Source organism: Actinokineospora inagensis DSM 44258 (assembly GCF_000482865.1).
Classification (GTDB): domain Bacteria; phylum Actinomycetota; class Actinomycetes; order Mycobacteriales; family Pseudonocardiaceae; genus Actinokineospora; species Actinokineospora inagensis.
This window is the reverse complement of sequence record NZ_AXWW01000033.1, coordinates 74643-94407: the sequence shown is the minus strand read 5'-3', so window position 1 is coordinate 94407 and position 19765 is coordinate 74643. Positions and strand designations below refer to the sequence as shown.

The window sequence follows — 19765 nt, the reverse complement described above, 5'->3', positions numbered from 1 at the left end:
CGACGTCGAGGCTCTGCAGGTAGGCGTGGAAGTACTCGCGTGCGCTGTGCACGTGGCCCGCGCCCGCGCCGTCCTCGCCGGAGGCCCGGTTGCGGGTCAGCTCGGCGAGGTCGGCGAACACGGCGACCAGGTCGAGTTCCTCGGTGAGCGGCCGGTGGCCCTGCTCGGTGACGACCTTGCGGGCGGCGAGGTAGTCGTCGAGGACGCGGCGCTCGTCGTGCGGGTCGACGTCGTAGCCGAGCAGCAGGCTGCGCAGGTCCTCCTGGCCGCGGGTGACCCGGTCCAGCGCGGGGGTCTCGGTGGTGGCGACCGGCAGGTCCAGCTCGACGGTCGCGACCTCGGTGGTGTCCTCGGTCTCTTCGTCGGCCAGCGGCTCCAGGCGCAGCAGCGCCGCGCCGGTCTCGACCTGGCTGCCGACGGAGACCACGCGCTCCTTGAGCCGGGCCTTGAACGGCGCGCGCAGCACCGTCTCCATCTTCATGCTCTCCAGCACCAGCACCGGGGCACCGGCCTCGATCTCGTCGCCGACCTCCACCGGGGTCGCGACGACCAGGGCGGGCGCGGGCGAGCGGACCACGCCGCCCTCGTCCCGGCTGACCCGGTGCGTGACGCCGTCCACCTCGACCAGGTGGATCGGGCCGTGCGTGCCGGTGAGCAGCCGGTGCCGGGAACCGTTGACCACGATCCGGCCGGTGTGCTCGTCGAACCGGTCCAGCTCCACGTCCGCGGTGTGCACCTGCTCGCCGACCTCGATGCCGACCCGGAACCGGTGCGCGCCGACCCTGGCCACCCGCACCCGGTAGCCGACCCCGCGCAGCTTGAGGTCCAGCGGCCTGCCGCTCTCGTGCTGCACCTGGGGGCGACCGCCGAACGCGGTGGACAGCAGCCGCTGCCGCTCGACGCCCTCCTCGTCCTCGTAGGCCTCGATGGCGGCGGCGGCCAGCGCCACCGCGGAGTGCCGGTGCGAGACGAGCCTGCCCTCGCCGCGGACCCGGTCGATCCAGCCGGTGTCGGCGCTGGCGTCGATCACCTCGGGCTGGTCGAGCAGGTCGAGCACGAAGCTCTTGTTGGTGGCGCCGCCCTCGATCATCACCGTGGTGCGGGCCATCGCCCGGCGCAGCCTGCCCAGCGCCTCGTCCCGGTCCCGGCCGTAGGCGATGATCTTGGCGATCATCGAGTCGAAGTCGGCCGGGATCGTGTCGCCCTCGCTGACCCCGGTGTCCACCCGGATACCGGGACCGGCGGGCAGGTCGAGCCGGGCGATGCGGCCCGGGGACGGCGCGAAGTCGCGGTCCGGGTCCTCGGCGTTGAGCCGCGCCTCGATGGCGTGCCCGCGCTCGGCGGGCTGCGGCCCGGTCAGCTTCCCGCCGGACGCCACGTGCAACTGGGCCTTGACCAGGTCGAACCCGGTGGTGGCCTCGGTGATCGGGTGCTCGACCTGCAGCCGGGTGTTGACCTCGAGGAAGGCGAACAGCTTGTCGCCGGGGTGGTAGAGGAACTCGACGGTGGCCGCGCCGCGGTAGCCGACCGCGACCGCCAGCCGCTCCGCAGAGGACTTCAGCTCGGCGGTCTGCTCGGGGCTGAGCACCGGCGACGCCGACTCCTCGATGACCTTCTGGTTGCGCCGCTGCACCGAGCAGTCGCGCACGCCGAGCGCCCACGCGGTCTCGCCGTCCGAGATCACCTGGACCTCGACGTGCCGGGCGCCGGTGACCAGGCGCTCCAGGAACACGACGCCGCTGCCGAAGGCGCGGGCGGCCTCCTGGCTGGTGCGCTCGTAGGCGTCGGTGAGCTCGGCCGGGTTGGTGACGACCCGGATGCCGCGGCCGCCACCACCGGCGGTCGCCTTGAGCATCAGCGGGTAGCCGATCTCGACCGCCGCGTCGAGGGCCGCGTCCAGCGTCTCCACCGCGCCGCGGCTCCACGGCGCGACCGGGACGCCGACCTCCTCGGCGATCAGCTTGGCGCCGATCTTGTCGCCCAGCTTGCGCATCGCCTCCGGGCTCGGGCCGACGAAGGTGACGCCGACCCGCTCGCACAGCTCGGCGAACGCCGGGTCCTCGGCGACGAAGCCCCAGCCGACCCAGGCCGCGTCGGCGCCGGTGGCCAGCAGGGCCTGTTCGAGGACCTTCAGGTCGAGGTAGGGCCGGTTCGCGGCCGGGCCGAGGTCGTAGGCCGCGTCGGCCTCGCGGACGAAGGTGGCCGACCGGTCCACGTCGGTGTGCAGCGCGACGGTCTCGATCTTGGTGCCGGTCTCCGCGGACAGGTCCCGGACGGCGTGGATGAGCCGCATCGCGGCCTCACCCCGGTTGACGATGGCGATGCGGTTGAACACCTGACCGAGCCCCTCCTCATCCAAGGCGCTAGTCGGCCGACCGGCGAACCTGGGCGCTCCACTTCCGCGGCGGATGGTAACCGGTCCGGGCGGGGCGCCGGGGCGGAGATCGCCGGACCGGCCGGTGCCCGGGTCGCTTTCCCGCCGCGGTCCCCGGCCCGCCAGGGACTTTCCGGTTATGACAAAGCTCACAGGGTCTCCAGGATGATTTCCGGGTGGCCGAAACCGGCAATTGGCGGCGGGTGGGAAATGGCATGTTGTTGCCATTCCGAGCCGCCCGAACGGGTGAATGGGGCTGATCTTCCCGGCGAGCGTATGTAGAGTACGACATATGCCGAGGATGACATTGCAGACCCAGTTGGTGCTGGAGGTGCTGCTCCGCGAACCGGACCGACAGCGGTACGGCCTGGAACTGAGCGACCTGGTCGGGGTCGCCACCGGCACCATCTACCCGATCCTCGCCCGGTTGGAGCAGGCGGGCTGGCTGGTCAGCGAGTGGGAGGTGCCCACCTCGTACGACTCCGTCGGCAGGCCCCCGCGCAGGCTCTACCGGATCACCGCCGACGGCGCGGCCGCCGCGGTGGCGGCGCTGGCCCGCAGCCGGGCCCGGCACAAGCGCACCTGGATCCTGGGCGTGGAAGGAGCCTGACGGTGGACGACCTGCTGGCCCCGGTGCTCACCGCGTACACCGCCACCTGGCCTGGCGAGGACACCGAACCGATCACCGCCGCCTACCGGTTGGCCGCGCGCCACCACCACGGCCAGTTCCGGCACAGCGGCGAGCCGTACATCCGGCACTCGCTCGCGGTCGCCCAGATCCTGGCCGACCTGGGCGCCGACCGCGATCTCGTGTGCGCGGGCCTCCTGCACGACCTCTCCCCCGACTCGCGGTCCGCGTTGTCCACCGCTGTCGCCGACACGTTGGCGGGCCTCGACCGACTGGAGTCACACGGCTTACCCGCCGCGCGGCCGGTCCTGCTGCTCAAACTCGCCGACCGCCTGCACAACATGCGCACGATCGCCTACGTGCGACCGGAGAAGCAGGTCCGGAAGTCGACCGAGACCCTGCGCACCCTGGTCCCGCTGGCGGTGGGCCTGGGCGTCGACGGCGTGGCCGCGGAGTTGGCGACGCTGTCCGAGGACACCATCCGCCGATCGACACCCCGCGTTCGGTCCCTGGCCACGGCGGTGTGGTTGCTGCCGAAGGGGATGCGCGGGCGGTGGCAGGTCGAGTGGACAGCGGAACTGGCGACGCTGCCCACCCGGCGGGCCCGAGCCCGCTTCCTGCTCGGCGTGCTCACCGCCGTCCCCCGGATCGCCTTGGCGCACCGCCCCGGACTGCGCTGGACCGCCCGGTTGGCCTGGGGTCTGGTCGGAGCGGGCGCGCTGACCACGGTGCTCACCTCATGGCCCGCGGCGACGGTGGCCCTCGCCGGGTTGGCGCTGGCCGCGGCGGTGCTGTTCGCCGAGGACGACCGCGCGGCCAGCCGCCTGCGCGATTTCCTGGACAGTTGGCGACGATGACAACCGGGTGGCAACACCAATTCCGCGCGCGGCGAAACAAACCGGATTGGCCATCGCCATCTGTCTATTCTCGACCGGTCCGGAAAATGGTCGAGTGCGAATACGCCACCCGCCCGCCGGGGCATGCGGGCGGGTGGCGAGTGGTCAGTGGATGCGTCGGATCTCCCCCCGCGCCCGGTAGAACGTCCCGCTCGCCGACGGGATGATCTCCGAGACCAGGTAGCGCGCACCCGGGATGCGCACGTTCTTGGGGAACTGCACGCCCCAGGTGGGGTCGTAGCCCGCGGAGCGGACGTGCACGCGCAGGCGGCCGCCGTCCTGCACGCACTCGACGACGATGCCGGAACCGGAGCCGATGACCGGTTGGGCGACGAACTCGACCTCGGCGGTGGCCTCGACCCGGGCGATGGCGCCCGCCTTGACGTCCTGCCGCTGCGGGAGCCGACCCGCCTCGGCGGCGCGGACGGCGGCCGGGCTGGCGTCGACGCAGGCCAGGGAGCCGTCCGTGGTGACCAGGTACAGGCGTTCGTCGCGGTACTGCATGGAGAACGCGGAGCCGCAGCCGGTGGCGAGCTTCCACAGGCGGGTGCCGTCGGCGGCGAAGCAGTACACGGAGGACTGGTTGTCGCCCGCGAACACGTACTCGCCACCCGGGGACGTCGCGCAGGAGAAGACGGCGGCGTCACAGCGGTAGCCCGCCAGGAGGCGGCCGTCGGCCTTGGCGAACCGCTGGACCAGACCGCGGGAGGTGCCCGCGAACACCGAGTCGGACTCCTGCCATCCGAAGAGGACGGCGCCGCTGGTGCCGGTGTGCCAGACCAGGTCGCCGCGGCCGGAGTAGTGGCTGACCCCCTCGGAGTGGCCGTGGAAGACGCCCTCGGCGGAGTTGCGGACCATCCACGCGCTCTCGCCCGTCGTGCGGCGGGACCACTGGAACTCGTCCTCGTGGTCGACCACGGTGACCCCGCCGTGCCGGTCGGAGACGCCGAGGACGCCGTCGTGGATGTCGAGCCAGTAGATGTCGACGTCGCCCGCGATCTCGTAGGCGACCCGGGGGACCTTGCCGCCCAGGTCGTAGACCTGACCGTCGTCGCAGCCAGCGTAGATCCAGAAGTCGTCGGCGACGATGCACTTGACCGAGTCGGGTAAGCCGAACCGGCCGGTGACCCGGCCGTCGTGGGTGAGGGTGTAGACGTCGCCGTTCTCGTTGCCGACCCAGGCGTGGTCCTCGCCGATGAAGATGCCGAACGCGGGCGCGCCGGAGGCGAACCGCCACAGCACCGGGGCCTGCCGGGCGGTGGAGGCGGTGCTGGTGATCTCGCGCCTGCTCACCGGCCTGCGCTGCCGCTCGCCGCGGACCGCCGGGGCGTACCCCTTGCGCACCTTCTCGCCGATCTTCTTCTCGGCCGCCCGGACCGCTTTGTCGTGGTCGGCGAACGCCGCGGTGCGGACCTGACCCTGCTCGCCGATCCGGCCGTAGGTGATCGTGACCTCGGTGTCCTCGACGCGCACCTCGTAGTACTTGTGCGCTCCGCCCCCCGGCTCGGAAAGCTCCAGGTACGTCGTGCCGGCCATGCGTGGCTCCCTCTTCCGCGTGATCTACGGCGGAGGTTAGCCGGGGCCACCGACAGTTCCGGTCCGATCACCCAGCCGTCCGGAATTGCTAGGATGCTAGCATCGGCGAGTGGGCGAAGAGGACGTCAAGCAGTTCAACGTGTACCTGCCGATCGGCCTGATCAAACGGGTCAAACACCACGCCATCGAGACGGGGTCGTCCCTCTCGGCGCTGGTCGCCGAGGCGTTGCGGACGTACCTCGACCACCACCAACCACCGGACAAGGAGTCCTGACATGAGCACCGAGGGGTTCGACGGCGTCTTCGTCGAGACGCACAACTGGGGCAGGTCCGCGCGGTTCTTCCAGGACCTGGGCTTCACCCTGGAGTTCGAGACCGACCACAACTCCGGCCAACTGCGCAACGGCGACGGCCCGTTCGTGTTCATCGCCGAGGTGCCGCCGAACCGGGAACCGCGGGTCCAACTGGTCCTCAAGGTCGCCGACGCGGACTCGTTCCACCCCGGCGGAGTGGACGTCGTCACGCCGTTCGAGGAAACCCATTACGGGACCAGGGAAATGACCGTGCGCGACCCGGACGGTCGCGTGTGGAGCATCCAGGCGCCGCTCAAAAACTAGGGGATCAACCATGGTGGACAACAGAAGCGGCGTACCGGACAGCACAGCCGTGCGGGTCGCGCTGTGGCGAGCGCTGCACGTCGAGGTCGACGCGCCACCACACGTGCTCGACGACCGGATCGGACTGCGCCTGGCCGACCCGGACGACGGCTGGCGGGACCGCCCGGACGTGTCCTCACCCGGCGTCCGTGGCTTCCGCGCGGCCATCGTCGGTCGGGCGCGGTTCATCGAGGACCTGGTCGCCGAGCAGGCCGATCACGGCGTCGACCAGTACGTGCTCCTCGGCGCCGGACTGGACACCTTCGCCCAGCGGGAACCGGCGACGGCGAGCCGGATGCGGGTGTTCGAGGTCGACCAGCCCGCCACGTCGGCGTGGAAACGGGATCGGCTGCGCGAACTCGGCTACCCGCCGCCGGAATGGCTGCACCTGGTTCCGGTCGACTTCGAGGCGGGTCAGTCCTGGTTGGACGAACTGGTGGCCGCCGGGTTCGACCCGGACCGGCCGGCGTTCGTGGTCTCCACCGGCGTCAGCATGTACCTGACCGAAGCGGCCACCGCGGCCACGCTGCGCCAGGTCGCCGGGCTGGCCACGGGCACGACCCTGGCCATGACCTTCCTGCTCCGCACGGACCTGGTGGACGAGGTGGACCGACCCGGGTACGAGTACGTCCAGCAGGCGGCGCGAGCGTCCGGGACACCGTTCATCAGCCTGTACTCGCCATCGGACATCGCGGCCCTGGCTCGCGCCAACGGTTTCCGCGACGTCCGGCACGTACCCAGCACCGAACTGGGCGACCGCTACTTCGCGGGCCGGACCGACGGGCTGCGGCCCAACACCGGTGAGGACTTCCTGATCGCCACCACCTGAGCCCGCCCGAACCGACGCGGTCCGGTGCGCGACGTGGGGTGCGCACCGGGCCGCGTCCACCCGACCGGGTGAGTCGGTGGCCACCGCCCGACCGGAAACCCAAGCTCAGCGCGGTGGTCATCCCTCCGGTTGTCCTCCTACCGGGGCCTGCTCGACGAGTGGACCGGCGGGGTCGCCGTACGCTCTCGGTGAACCGCAGGTGTCGGGAGCACGCGCCACGTCGGTGATGGCTAGAGTGGGCCAGGCAGGGCCGAACGCGGTAGGAGAAGGAGCGCAGCACGTGAACATCGACGGGTACAGGCAGGTCGCGGCCACGCCCACGGCCGGGTCCGACTTCTCCACCACGCCTGTCAACCGGGGCGGCTCGGGCGGGATGACGTGGGGCGACTCCCTCTACGACCGGCTGCTCGCGCAGCGGATCATCGTGCTCGGCCAGGAGGTCGACGACGAGATCGCCAACAAGCTCTGCGCGCAGATGCTGTTGCTGGCCGCGGAGAACCCGGCCGCCGACATCGCCATGTACATCAACTCCCCCGGCGGCTCCATCACCGCGGGCATGGCCATCTACGACACGATGAACTTCATCTCCTGCGACGTGGCGACCTACGCCATGGGCATCGCCGCCTCGATGGGACAGTTCCTGCTGTCCGCGGGCGAGCCGGGCAAGCGCTACGCGCTGCCCAACGCGGAGATCCTGATGCACCAGCCGTCCTCCGGCATCGGCGGCAGCGAGTCCGACATCACCATCCAGGCCAACCGCCTGCGCGGCATGAAGCGCAAGATGGCCGACCTGACCGCGGGCTTCACCGGCCAGACCGCCGAAACCATCCTCACCGACTCCGAACGCGACCGCTGGTTCAGCGCCCCGGAAGCCAAGGAATACGGCATCGTCGACCACGTGATCAGCCGCTCCAGCCAGACCGCGACCAGCGACCCGAGCTACCCCGGCTGATCCCCCGTTCCACTCGTCATCGCCCCGGGCCTGTCTCCACCGGCCCGGGGCGACGCGCGTTTCCGGCCGCTGTCTTGATTTCGACCACGGTCGACGGGCACCCCTGACAGCCACGTTCGCCACTGGCATCCACCCGTGACCACCGACCGGCGCCGCAGGCCCGCCGGTTACGTCAACGCCCCCCACCTGGCTGGCGACCCACTCGTGGCACAACGTGTCCGTTGGACTCTTACCCGCGTGTTGTTCCCTCTACGTCGACCCGGCCCCTGCCGCCCACCACCGTCATTTCGCCACCAACTCGACGCCATCCAGACTGAGTTGTCCACACCCCACTCGGCCACCCACAGGTCACGGCACCAACCCCTGTCGATCTCGCCCTCCCGGTAGACTGGCACCGGGGCCGCCCCCCGGGAGGGTGGGGGCTGCTCTGGAGGGTACGGGCGATGGGTTCGGCGTGACTGGCGCAGCCCGTGGTCTGGGGACGGTGGCCTGCCATGTGGATGCTTCCCGGCAGCGCGGTGACGTGCGTGTCGGCCTCCAGCCGGAGACGCTCCGGCGCGGTCTGCCAACTCCGATCAGGACACCCGCGGACCGGACTGCGAAGACGCCCAACACGGCCAAGCCCGCGCCCACCAGCCCGGCTGCCCCAAGAAGGGGCACACGGGTCAGCCGCAACGCAGACCAGGCCACAGCCCGGTGCGACGGCCACCCCGATCATCACGGCCGTAACGCGCACACCCACAGGCAAACGAACGACCGGCAGTTTCGCGTGTTCCTGAACCCGGACACCGACATAGACAGCGTGACCTGCGCCCACACCATCTGCCCCCAGGCACCCCCACCCACTGCATCGCCGAGCTCGACGCAGCTCAGGGCTGAGTTGTCCACATCTCGCCAGGCCACCCACAGGCCACGGCACCAACCCCTGTCGATCTTGCCCAGCCGGTAGACTGGCATCGGGGACGCCCCCCGGGAAGGGTGGGGGCCGCCCGGCGGGCGGGGTTGCGGGCGGGGTTGCGGTCGAGGTGTGGCCGATGGCGTGTGGGCTGGGCGAAGTGCGGGTAGACGGGGTTGGGGCCACCGAGTTGTGGCCGACAAGTGGGCGGGGACAGGCGGATTGCGGTCGACCGGGCCGGGCCGGACGGGTTGCGGCCAGGCCGAGCGGGGCCAGACCGGGTGAGGCCAGGCTGGGTCGGACCAGACGGGTTGCGGCCAGGCATGGTCGGACCACGGGGTTGCGGCCAGGCCGGGCGGGACTAGGCAGGGTGGGGCCAGACCGGCTGCGACCAGGCTGGGTGGGGAACAGACAGGAGTGCGGCCGGGCTGGGCGAAGCCAGACAGGAGTGCGGCCGGGCTGGGCGAGGCCAGACAAGAGTGCGACCAGGCCGGGCGAGGCCAGACAAGAGTGCGACCAGGCTGGGCGAGGCCAAGCGGGGGCGTGTGGCGGAGTCGGACTGGGTTGGCCAGACGGGAGTCAGGTCGGGCGGAGGGGGTGACAGCGGCGGGGGTGGACGGCCCGTTCGCGAAGGGGGGTGGGGTCAGTCGCGCGCGGGGGCGGGTTGGGGCTGTCCGCTAGTGGCTGGGCGAGCTTGTGCCTGGTGGGCATTCGCATTAGTGGGTGGGCGGGTGGGGGGCATTACCCACTGTGAGGTGTTTTGGGGTTGGCCGCCGGAATGGTCAATGGTGACTCACTCGACTGGGCTAGTCGGGCATTCTGGTCCAACGGGAGGCATGGGCTGGACCAGCGGTGATCGGGCGGTGAGGAACGGAACATTGACCAGGGGTCAGCGGTGTGCTGTGGTAGGGTAATAGCAGGAGCGATTTTCTGTTCTCCGTTATCCGTGGGGGAATCTCGGGGGGTGCCGTGATTTCTGCGCCCTGGTTCATTCTGCGTGCCCGCGCGGTGGGGGATTTGTTCGACGAACCCCAGTGGGAGGGAGTTCGGCGTGGATCTTCAGGAACTCGTCGACGGGTATCGGGCGGGGGTGTTGTCGACGGCGGCTGTGTTGGTGGAGTTGGAGCGTCGGGCGCGGGTGCCGTTGTCGGAGGGGCAGCGCGGGTTGTGGGCGGTGCACCGGATGGAGCCGGACACCCATGCCTACAACGTTCCGGTTTGCCTTGCCTGTCAACACATCGACGTCGATGCTGTCGAGAACGCCATGAAGGACACGGTGGCGCGGCACCCGGTGTTGGCCACCAAGATCGAGGGCGACCAGTTGGTCCCCGCTGGGCCGATCATCGTCGAACAGGCCGACATCGTGGGGGCGGCTGATCTCGAACAGCACGTGCGGCGGCCGTTCGACCTGGTCGGTGGGCCGCTGGTGCGGCTATCGGTGTTGACCGTCGCCGGGGGTGAGCGGTATCTGTTGTTGGTCGTGCACCACATTGTCATCGACGGGATGTCGTTGCGCCTTGTGTTGGAAACGTTCCTGCGCGCCTACCAGGCCAGGGTGCAAGGCGACCAGCCTGCGTGGGAACCAATTCCGGCATCATACCGCGAATTCGTGGCCTGGGAACGGGAATACCTCGCCGGTGACCGGGCCGGGCTGGATGGGGAATTCTGGCAACGGGAACTCGCCGATCGGGTTCCGCTCAGCGGGCTGCCCACTGTCGCCCCGGACGCGCCGCACGAAAACGAGCTGCACAGCAGGCGGTTGACGCGGGCGCAGGCAAACGCCGTCGCTGATTTCGCGGCCGCGCACGACATCAGTCCCGGGGTCTTCTTCCTCGCCGTCTTCACCACCCTGCTGCACCGGTACACGGGCCAGGAAGACATCATCGTCGGGATGCCCACCGCCGGTCGTCCGGTGGAGCGGCTGGATTCGGTGGTCGGGTACTTCGTCAACACGCTGCCCGTCCGCAGCAGGCCGACCGGCACCGACGAGTTCAACGCCTTCGCGGAGCGGGTGCGGGCCACGGTGTTCGGCGCCATCGAGCACGGCGCCTACCCGTTCCCGCGCATCGTGCGCGACCTCGGCGAACGCGGCGCCGACCTGCGGTCCCCGGTCTACCAGGTCGTCTACAACTACCAGAACTTCTCGCTCACCGAGCTGCTGACCGGCCTGGCCGCCGAACTCGGCGACACGTGGCCGTTCCGGCCGGTCGAGCTGCACCAGTTGGGCGAGTTCGACCTGACCCTGGACGTCGTGCCCGGCGACGGGTTCGCGCTGGACTGGAAGTACCACCCGGCCGCGTTCGCGGCGGACTACGTCGAGCGGATGGCCGAGCACTTCCTCACCCTGGTCGACGCCATCATCCGCACCGAGGGCCGCGCCACCCTGGGCGAGCTGGACCTCCTGGGCGACGCCGAGCGCGGCCTGGTGCTGCACGAGTGGAACCGCACCGCCGTCGACTACCCGGCGGACCGCACCTGCTGGGACCTGTTCGCCGAGCGGGCCGCCGCCGCTCCCGACCGGCCCGCGGTGAGCTGCGGCGACGAGACCCTCACCTACCGCGAGCTCGCCGAGCGCAGCACGGCCCTCGCCGAGTCGGTGCGGGGCGGCACCGTGGGCGTGTGCCTCCGCCGGTCGACCGACCTGGTCGTGGCGCTGCTCGCGGTGGTGAAGTCCGGCGCCGCGTACCTGCCGCTGGACCCGGACCTGCCCGCCGAGCGGCTGTCGTACCTGGTCGAGGACAGCGGCGCCGACGTCGTCCTGTGCCACCCGGCCACTGCGGGCAAACTGTCCACACTGGACACGATGGCCCGGCTGCACCCGATCGACCGCCCGGCACCAGCAGGCCCAAGGCCGCGACCCGGCGGGATCGCCTACGTCATCTACACGTCCGGCAGCACCGGCCGCCCCAAGGGCGTGGTGGTCCCGCACCGGGCGCTGACCAACTTCCTGCTGGCCATGGCGAGCACCCTGGAGTTCACCGCCGACGACCGCCTGCTGGCCGTCACCACGCACGGTTTCGACATCGCCGCCCTGGAGCTGTTCCTGCCGCTGATCACCGGCGGCCACTGCCGGATCGCCACCGCGACCGCCGACCCGACCCTGCTCGCCGAGGAGATCGCCGACTGGCGGCCCACGGTCTTGCAGGCCACCCCGGCCACCTGGTCGATGCTGCTGCGGGTCGGCTGGCGCAACGAGACCGGGGTGCGGGTGCTGTGCGGCGGCGAGGCGTTACCCGAGGCGCTCAAGGACGAGTTGGTCGCGCACGGTGAGGTGTGGAACCTCTACGGGCCGACGGAGACCACGATCTGGTCATCGGTCAAGCGTTTGCGCGCCGAGGAGCCGGTGACGATCGGTGGCCCGATCGCGAACACCCGGCTCTACGTCCTCGACCGGGACCTCCAGCCCACCCCCATCGGCATCCCCGGCGAGCTCTGCATCTCAGGCGATGGCGTGGCCCTCGGCTATCGCGGACAACCGGCGTTGACCGCGGACCGGTTCATGGCCGACCCCTTTGCGCCCGGTCGGCGCCTCTACCGCACCGGCGACGTGGCGCGGCGGCTGCCCAACGGCGAGATCGTCGTCCTCGGCCGGATGGACAACCAGGTCAAGCTGCGCGGGTACCGCGTCGAGTTGGGTGAGATCGAGGCCGTGCTGGGCACGCACCCTGACATCGACCAGGGCGTCGTGATGGTCCGGTCTGAACGGCTGGCCGCCTACTTCACCGGGCGTCCCGTCGAGGCCAAGGCGCTCCGTGAGCACCTGGCGGCGTCCCTCCCGGCGTACATGGTGCCGAGCGCGTTCGTGTGGCTGGAGTCGTTCCCGCTCAACGCGAACGGCAAGATCGACCGGTCCCGGCTGACCGCACCCGCCGAACGAAAGCCGGAGCCCGTCCACCACGTCGAGCGGACCGTGCGGCGCGTGTTCGCCGACGCGCTCGGGCACCAGGACATCGACCGGGACACCGGGTTCTTCGACCTGGGTGGCGACTCGTTCACGGCCATCGACGTGGTGGCCAACCTCAACCGCGAGTTCGGGCGCGCGCTGCGACCGACCGCGTTGTTCGCGCACCCCTCGGTCGCGGCCATGGCCCGGCACCTGGAACCGGATCACGCACCGGCCCCGGCCCCTCGACTCGAACAGCCGGCACACCTCGAACCCGATGCCATCGCCGTGGTCGGCATGTCCTGCCGGTTCCCCGGCGCCCGCGACCACCGGGAGTTCTGGCAGAACCTGCGGGACGGCAAGACCGGCGGCAGCACGTGGTCACCGGATGAGCTCCGGTCGCTCGGGGTCCCCGAAGACCTGATCAGCCACCCGGACTACGTGCCGAGCCGGTCGGTCGTCGAGGACAAGGCGGAGTTCGACGCGGCGTTCTTCGGGATCTCCCCGCGCGACGCGGAACTGATGGACCCGCAGGGCCGCCTGCTGCTCATGCACGCCTGGAAAGCCCTGGAAGACGCCGGTTACCGCCCGGAAGACGTCCCGAACACCAGCGTCTTCACCTCGACCAGCACCAACTTCTACCAGGCCCTGCTGCCCAGCCTGATGGCGAACGCGACCGGCGCGCGGGTGTTGGCGAGCACCGAGGGCTACGCGGCGTGGCTGCTGGCCCAGGGTGGCAGCGTGCCGACGATGATCTCCAGCAAGCTGGGGCTCAAGGGCCCGAGCATGGCGGTGAGCACGAACTGCTCGTCGGCGTTGACCGGCGTGTACCTGGCCTGTCAGGGGTTGCTGGCAGGCGAGGCCGACCAAGCCCTGGTCGGCGCGGCCAGCCTGTTCTCCACAATGGAGCTGGGCTACCTGCACCAGCCGGGCCTGAACTTCGCGAGCGACGGGCGGAGCAAGGCGTTCGCCGAATCCGCCGACGGCATGGCCGGTGGCGAAGGGGTGGGCGCGGTCGTGCTCAAGCGGGCCCGGGACGCGATCGCCGACGGCGACCACGTGTACTGCCTGATCCGCGGGATCGCGGTGAACAACGACGGGGGCGACAAGGCCGGGTTCTACGCGCCCAGCGTCAACGGCCAGGTCGACGTGATCCGCAAGGCGCTGGACAAGTCCGGTGTGGACCCGGCGACCATCCGGTACGTCGAGGCGCACGGCACCGGTACCAGGCTGGGCGATCCGATCGAGGTCGCGGCCCTCACCGAGGCCTACCGGCACTACACGGACCGCACCGGGTACGTCGGGATCGGGTCGGTCAAGAGCAACATCGGCCACCTCGACGCGGCTGCCGGGATCGCCGGGTTGATCAAACTAGCGTTGGGGTTGCGACACGGGGAGATCCCGCCGACGCTGCACTGCGCCGTGCCGAACCCGCAGATCGACTGGGCGGCCTCGCCGTTCTTCGTGGCGGATCGGACCGTGCCCGTCGTATCGGACTCGGGTCCGGCGCGGGCGGGGCTGAGTTCCTTCGGTATCGGGGGCACCAACGTGCACGCGGTGCTGGAACAGGTGCCGCAGCCGACCCACCCGGAGTCGAGCGGGAGCCAGTTGGTGGTGCTGTCCGCACGGGACAGTGCGCGACTGGTGGTGTTGGCGCGGGGCCTGCTCGCGTTCCTGCCGGAGTATCGCGGGAATCTGGCGGAGTTGGCGTACACGCTGCAGACCGGCCGTCGGGCGATGGCGAGCAGGGTCGCGTTCACATCGTCCGATGTGGACAGCCTCAGTGGACAACTCACCGCCTACGTCGACCAGGGGGCGGCCGACTTCGAAGGCTCGGCCCGGCGGGACGGCGACGAGCTGGTCGCACTCTTCGCCCGGGTCGGTGAGCTGCGGGAACTCAGCGCGGACTGGCTCAGCCGGGGCGACTGGGACAAGATCGCCCGGCTGTGGGTCAGCGGGGTCGACGTCGACTGGGGTCTTCGGTACGCCGAGACTCGGCCCGCGCGGGTGAGCCTGCCGACGTATCCGTTCGACACCTTGCGGTTCTGGCCGGAGCAGGCGCCGATCGAACCGGTACCGACTGAGCCCTCCTTGGACCAGTACCGGCAGATCACGACGGACATGGACGGCCTCCTCCGGCAACTCCTGCACACGCAACTGGCCACGGCGGGGGTGCTCCGAGAACCCCGTCCGGAGCTGAGCGAGACGCACGCCAAGTGGCTCGACCACAGCATGACCCTGCTGTTCGACGGCGGCGAGCCCACCGGAGCACCGGACGCCGAACAGACCTGGCGGGCATGGCACGAGTGGAAGGCCGCGCACCCGGCGGTCGCCGCCAAGGCGGACCTGGCCGAGCGCATGGTCGAGGCGATACCCGCGATCCTGGCCGGACGTGTCACAGCCACCGATGTCATGTTCCCCGGCGGTTCATTCGACCTGGTCGAGGCGGTCTACAAGCGCGACCCCGCGGTGGCCCGGTTCAACACCGTCACCGCCGAGGTGGTGCGCGCCGAGGTGGTGCGCCGCGCCGGGCCGGTGCGGATTCTGGAAATCGGGGCGGGGACCGGGAGCGCCAGCGAGCGGGTGTTCGAGCACCTGGCGGGCCTGGAGGTCGCGGAGTACTGCTACACCGACCTCTCCAAGGCGTTCCTCATCGCGGCGGAGCGGCGCTTCACCGCCCCGTACCTGGTGTACCGGACGTTCGACGTCGAGCGGCCGCCGGGCGCGCAGGGGTTGGCGACCGGGCGGTACGACATCGTGATCGCCAATAATGTGCTGCACGCCACCGAGGACATCGAGCAGACTGTCGCGCACGCCCGGGAGCTGCTGCGTCCGGGCGGGGTCATGGTGATCAACGAACTCGCCGGGAACGGGCTCTGGCCGCACCTGGCGTTCGGGTTGCTGGAGGGGTGGTGGCGCCATGTCGACCGCTGGCGGCTGGCAGGGGGTCCGGCTCTATCGGCCGAGTCCTGGCGAGCGGTCCTCGGGGCAGGCGGCCGCGGCACGGTCCGGTTCCCGGCCGACCGGCTGCCGGGGCTGGGCCAGCAGGTCGTGGTGGCCCAAGCCGACGTACCCGCCGCCGCAGCGGTTCCGCCCGATCGGCACGTTGAGAGCGCGCTGACCAGGGCGTTGACGGCGACGCTGAAGGTCGGCCAGGACGAGTTGTCGGCGGACCTGCCGTTCGCCGACTACGGCCTGGACTCGCTGACCGGCGTCGCCTTGGTGCGCGCGGTCAACGCGGACCTCGGCACCGACCTGGACCCGAGTGCCCTGTTCGACAACCCGTCCCTCCGGCGGCTGACCAGGTACATCCTCGACGAGTACCCGATCACCGCCCCGGCCCCGGTCGAACCGGCCAGGCCCGACGAACCGCGCCGTCCGGTCACGGCGAGTGCGGGGCGGGAACCGATCGCGATCGTCGGGATGAGCGGTCGGTTCCCCGGGGCGCGGGACGTCGACGAGTTCTGGCGGCTGCTGCGCGACGGCCGGGACGCGGTGACGCCGGTGACCCGCTGGGACCTGTCCGGGGTGCCGACCACCTGCGCCGATGGCGGGTTCATGGCCGGGATCGACGAGTTCGACCCGTTGTTCTTCGGCATCTCCGGCGCCGAGGCCGCCTACATGGAGCCGCAGCAGCGGTTGTTCCTGCAGGAGGCGTGGAAGGCCCTGGAAGACGCCGGTCACGCGGGCGGCTCGCTCAACCGGGAGCGGTGCGGGATCTACGTCGGCTGCGCGGCGGGTGACTACTTCGACCTGTCCGCGCCGTCCGAGTACCCGGCCCAGGCGTTCTGGGGCAACATGAACTCGCTGGTCCCGTCGCGGCTGGCGTACTACCTGGACCTGCACGGCCCGGCCATGGCGGTCGACACGGCGTGTTCAAGCTCGCTCGTGTCTGTTTACCTTGCGTGCCAGGGGTTGTGGACCGGCGACGCCGACGTCGCGCTCGCGGGTGGTGTCTACGTCCACACCTCCCCCCGGCTCTACGTCGCCGGGGCGCGGGCCGGGATGCTCGCCCCGTCGGGTCGGTGCCGGTCGTTCGACGAGGGCGGCGACGGGTTCGTGCCCGCCGAGGGCGTGGGCGTGCTGGTGCTGAAACGGCTGTCCGACGCCGAAGCCGACGGGGACCACGTGCACGGCGTGATCACCGGGATCGGGGTCAACCAGGACGGCACCACCAACGGGATCACCGCGCCGAACGGGACCTCGCAGGAACGGCTGATCCGGCAGGTGTACCAGGACTTCGCCATCGACCCGGCGGGCATCGGGCTGGTCGAGGCGCACGGGACCGGCACGCGGCTCGGCGACCCGGTCGAGTTCCGCGCGTTGGCGCGGGCGTTCCGCGGGTTCACCGACCAGGAGGGGTTCTGCTCGTTGGGGTCGAGCAAGGCGAACATCGGGCACGCCCAGTCGGCGGCGGGGGTCATCGGGATCATCAAGGCGGCGCTGGCCATCAAGCACCGGACACTGCCGGGATTGCTGCACCACCGGCGGACCAACCCGGGCATCACGCTCGACGGCAGCCCGTTCTACGTGCACACGGGGTCACAGGACTGGGAGTCCGCCGGTCCGCGCCGGGCGGCGGTGACCTCACTCGGGGCCAGCGGGACGAACGCGCACGCCGTCATCGAGGAGGCGCCCGTTCAGGCTCGACTGAACACGGCTCCTGCGCCCAGGCTGATCGCGTTGTCCGCGCGCACCGACGTGGCGCTGCGCCAGCAGATATCCGATCTCGCCTGCCACCTTCGTGACCACCGGGACTTGGACCTGGGGAACGTCAGCTACACGTTGCTGATGGGCCGCACGCATTTCAAGCATCGCTGGGTGTGCGTGGCGACCGACATGGCCGACGCGGAACGCAAGCTCGCCCATGCGGCCGAGGCGCCAACAGGGTCGACCCGGCCGGACGTCCTTGGCGCTGAATTCCTCAATGGACAGATACCGGAGTTCGCTGAGCTGTTCCGTGATGGGCGGTATCGGCGGGTTCCGTTGCCGAGTTATCCGTTCGAGCGGGTTCGGTACGCGCTGCCGGGTGGTGACAGCGAGATTACGCTGACCGGTGATGAGTTCTACCTGCGTCAACACCGGGTGCGGGGCGCCGAGATCGCGCCCGGGGCGATGTACCTGCAGTGGGTGTACGCCGCCGCGCGGCAAGGCGAGGGTGCCGTCCACCTGCAGGACGTCGTGTTCCTGCGTCCGCTCGGCGGGCCGTGCTCGGTCAAGGTCGAGCTTGACGCGGACCGGTTCGAGGTGCGCACTGATTCCGTCGTCCACAGCCAGGGAAAGGTCTCGCACGTCGACCAGGCGCCCCGGGTTGTCGACATCCCCGGCCTGCTCCGCGGTTTCCGGCGGGCCTCGATCAGCCCGGAGCAGTTCTATGCGGAGTACCGCGAGCGCGGGATCGACTACGGTCCGGCGTTCCGGGGTGTGGTCGCGGTGCACGAGGCCGAGGGCGAGGTGCTCGCCGAGTTGGCGCTGCCGGACGCGGTGCCGAACGACTTCGCACTACCTCCGTCCCTAGTGGACTCGGCCATGCAGTGCATGCGCCTGTTGGCTGAGGGGAGCGATATCCGGGTTGTCTTCGCCATCAAGCGGGTGGAGGTCCTTGCGCCGTGCACGGCCCGGATGTGGGCGTGGCTGCGGCGCGACGGCGAGCGGATCGACATCGACCTGATCGACGAGCACGGCACGGTCTGCCTCGCGCTCCGGGGCATCCAGGGCCGCCGCGCTCGAACCGAAGCACCCGCCCGCACCCTGCGTCCGATCTGGGAGCCGGTGACCGTACCCGAGGTCGACCGGTGGCCGGGCGAGTCCGATTCCATCGGCATCATCGCGTCCGGGCAGGCCCTGGACACTCTCGTCGGGATGTACCCGTCGGCGCGGGTCATCACAGACGTCGAACCGGGGTTGGACCACCTGATCTGGGTCGCGCCGAAGCCCGGTGACGACCCGGTCGACGGCCAGTCCGGCGTGCTCCGGTTGTTCCGAACGGTGAAGTCGTTGCTCAGCGCGGGCTACGGCAACCGCCGTCTGGGTTGGACAGTGATCACCCGACTCGCGCACCCGCTGCACGAGTCGGAGCGGATCGACCCGACGCACGCCGGGGTGGCGGGCCTGATGGGCACGGTGGCCAAGGAGTACCCGAACTGGTCGATCCGGGTGGCCGATGTGGACGGTACCGACCTGTCAACCGCGTTGAGCCTACCCGCCGACCAGGACGGGAATACCCTGCTCCACCGAGACGGCTCGTGGTTCCGTCAACGGTTGCTGCCCGTGGATGCCGAGACGCTGGATTCCCGTTTCCGGGACGGCGGGGTCTACGTGATCGTCGGCGGGGCCGGTGGCCTGGGCACGGTGATCAGCGAGCACCTGATCCGCGAGCACCACGCCCAGGTCGTCTGGCTCGGTCGACGCCCGCAGGACGCCCGGATCGACGCGGCCATCGCCGGGGCCGGGAGCCCGGCACCCGTCTACCTGCAGGTGGACGCCACCAGCGTCGATGAGCTGCGGCAAGCGCGGGCGGTGGTCGAGCGGCGGTTCGGCCGGGTGCACGGAATTGTCCACTCCGGACTGGTGTTGGCGAGCGCCACCCTGGCCAAGATGACCGAGGCGGAGTTCGAGAGCGTGCTCCGGGGCAAGGTCGACGTGGGTGTGCGGCTGCTGGAGGTGTTCGGCGACACGGTCGAGGTCGCGCTGTTCCTGTCGTCGATCAACTCGTACCTCAAGGCCATCAAACACGCCAACTACGCCGCCGCCTGCACATTCCTGGACTCGTTCGCGCTCAGCGCGCGGGACCGGTACGGCTGCCCGGCCAAGGTGCTCAACCTGGGCTACTGCTTCAACAACGCCGTCGACGGTCCTGAGGCGGTGGTGGCCCCGGACGCGCCGCTCATCCAGCCGGACGAGTTGGTCGCCGCGATCGAGCACCTGGTCGCCGGGACGGCGAACCAGGTGACCTTGATGAAAGTGGGACAGGCGCTCACCACCCGGGGCATGTCGATCGGGTCCCCGTCGACACCGAACCCCGTCCGCCCCGACGAGCACGACCCGCGCGACGCGTTCGCCGATCTGGACCGGCTGCGGACCCGAACGAAGGAACTGACGGCGCTCGCGATCTGA

Annotated in this window: 9 protein-coding genes; 7 read left to right on the top strand and 2 right to left on the bottom strand. The window is 70.6% G+C overall.

All coding sequences use genetic code 11. The features are described 5' to 3' along the window. The coding region (locus tag H504_RS0114765; RefSeq protein ID WP_026423400.1) for an ATP-binding protein at positions 1-2335 on the bottom strand (2335 nt) is incomplete at its 3' end. 331 nt (positions 2336-2666) lie between these two features. Here H504_RS0114765 and H504_RS35145 point away from each other — a divergent pair. Both H504_RS35145 and H504_RS0114755 read left to right on the top strand, forming a co-directional pair. Next, the gene (locus H504_RS35145) at positions 2667-2984 is read left to right on the top strand and encodes a PadR family transcriptional regulator (protein WP_245614254.1); all 318 of its coding nucleotides are present in this window, start codon (positions 2667-2669) and stop codon (positions 2982-2984) included. 2 nt (positions 2985-2986) lie between these two features. Further along, on the top strand, positions 2987-3859 hold the full coding sequence (locus H504_RS0114755) for an HD domain-containing protein (protein WP_026423399.1): 873 nt from the start codon (positions 2987-2989) through the stop codon (positions 3857-3859). A gap of 144 nt (positions 3860-4003) precedes the next feature. Here the strand turns inward: H504_RS0114755 and H504_RS0114750 are convergent, their stop codons facing one another. After that, positions 4004-5434 (bottom strand): WGR domain-containing protein, encoded by a 1431-nt coding sequence (locus H504_RS0114750; RefSeq protein ID WP_026423398.1) that lies wholly within the window; start codon positions 5432-5434, stop codon positions 4004-4006. A 109-nt stretch (positions 5435-5543) separates the two neighbouring features. Here H504_RS0114750 and H504_RS0114745 point away from each other — a divergent pair, with 109 nt between their 5' ends. From H504_RS0114745 to H504_RS0114725, 5 genes are all read left to right on the top strand, one after another. Beyond that, positions 5544-5708, top strand: coding sequence for a ribbon-helix-helix domain-containing protein (locus H504_RS0114745; protein WP_026423397.1), 165 nt, complete (start codon positions 5544-5546; stop codon positions 5706-5708). 1 nt (position 5709) lies between these two features. Then, positions 5710-6051 (top strand): VOC family protein, encoded by a 342-nt coding sequence (locus tag H504_RS0114740; RefSeq protein ID WP_026423396.1) that lies wholly within the window; start codon positions 5710-5712, stop codon positions 6049-6051. Between the two features lie 10 nt (positions 6052-6061). Continuing rightward, entirely contained in the window at positions 6062-6919 is an 858-nt protein-coding gene (locus H504_RS0114735; RefSeq protein WP_026423395.1) for a class I SAM-dependent methyltransferase, read from the top strand. Between the two features lie 373 nt (positions 6920-7292). Beyond that, the gene (locus H504_RS0114730) at positions 7293-7871 is read left to right on the top strand and encodes an ATP-dependent Clp protease proteolytic subunit (RefSeq protein ID WP_026423394.1); all 579 of its coding nucleotides are present in this window, start codon (positions 7293-7295) and stop codon (positions 7869-7871) included. Between the two features lie 1946 nt (positions 7872-9817). Continuing rightward, the gene (locus H504_RS0114725) at positions 9818-19765 is read left to right on the top strand and encodes a non-ribosomal peptide synthetase (RefSeq protein WP_026423393.1); all 9948 of its coding nucleotides are present in this window, start codon (positions 9818-9820) and stop codon (positions 19763-19765) included.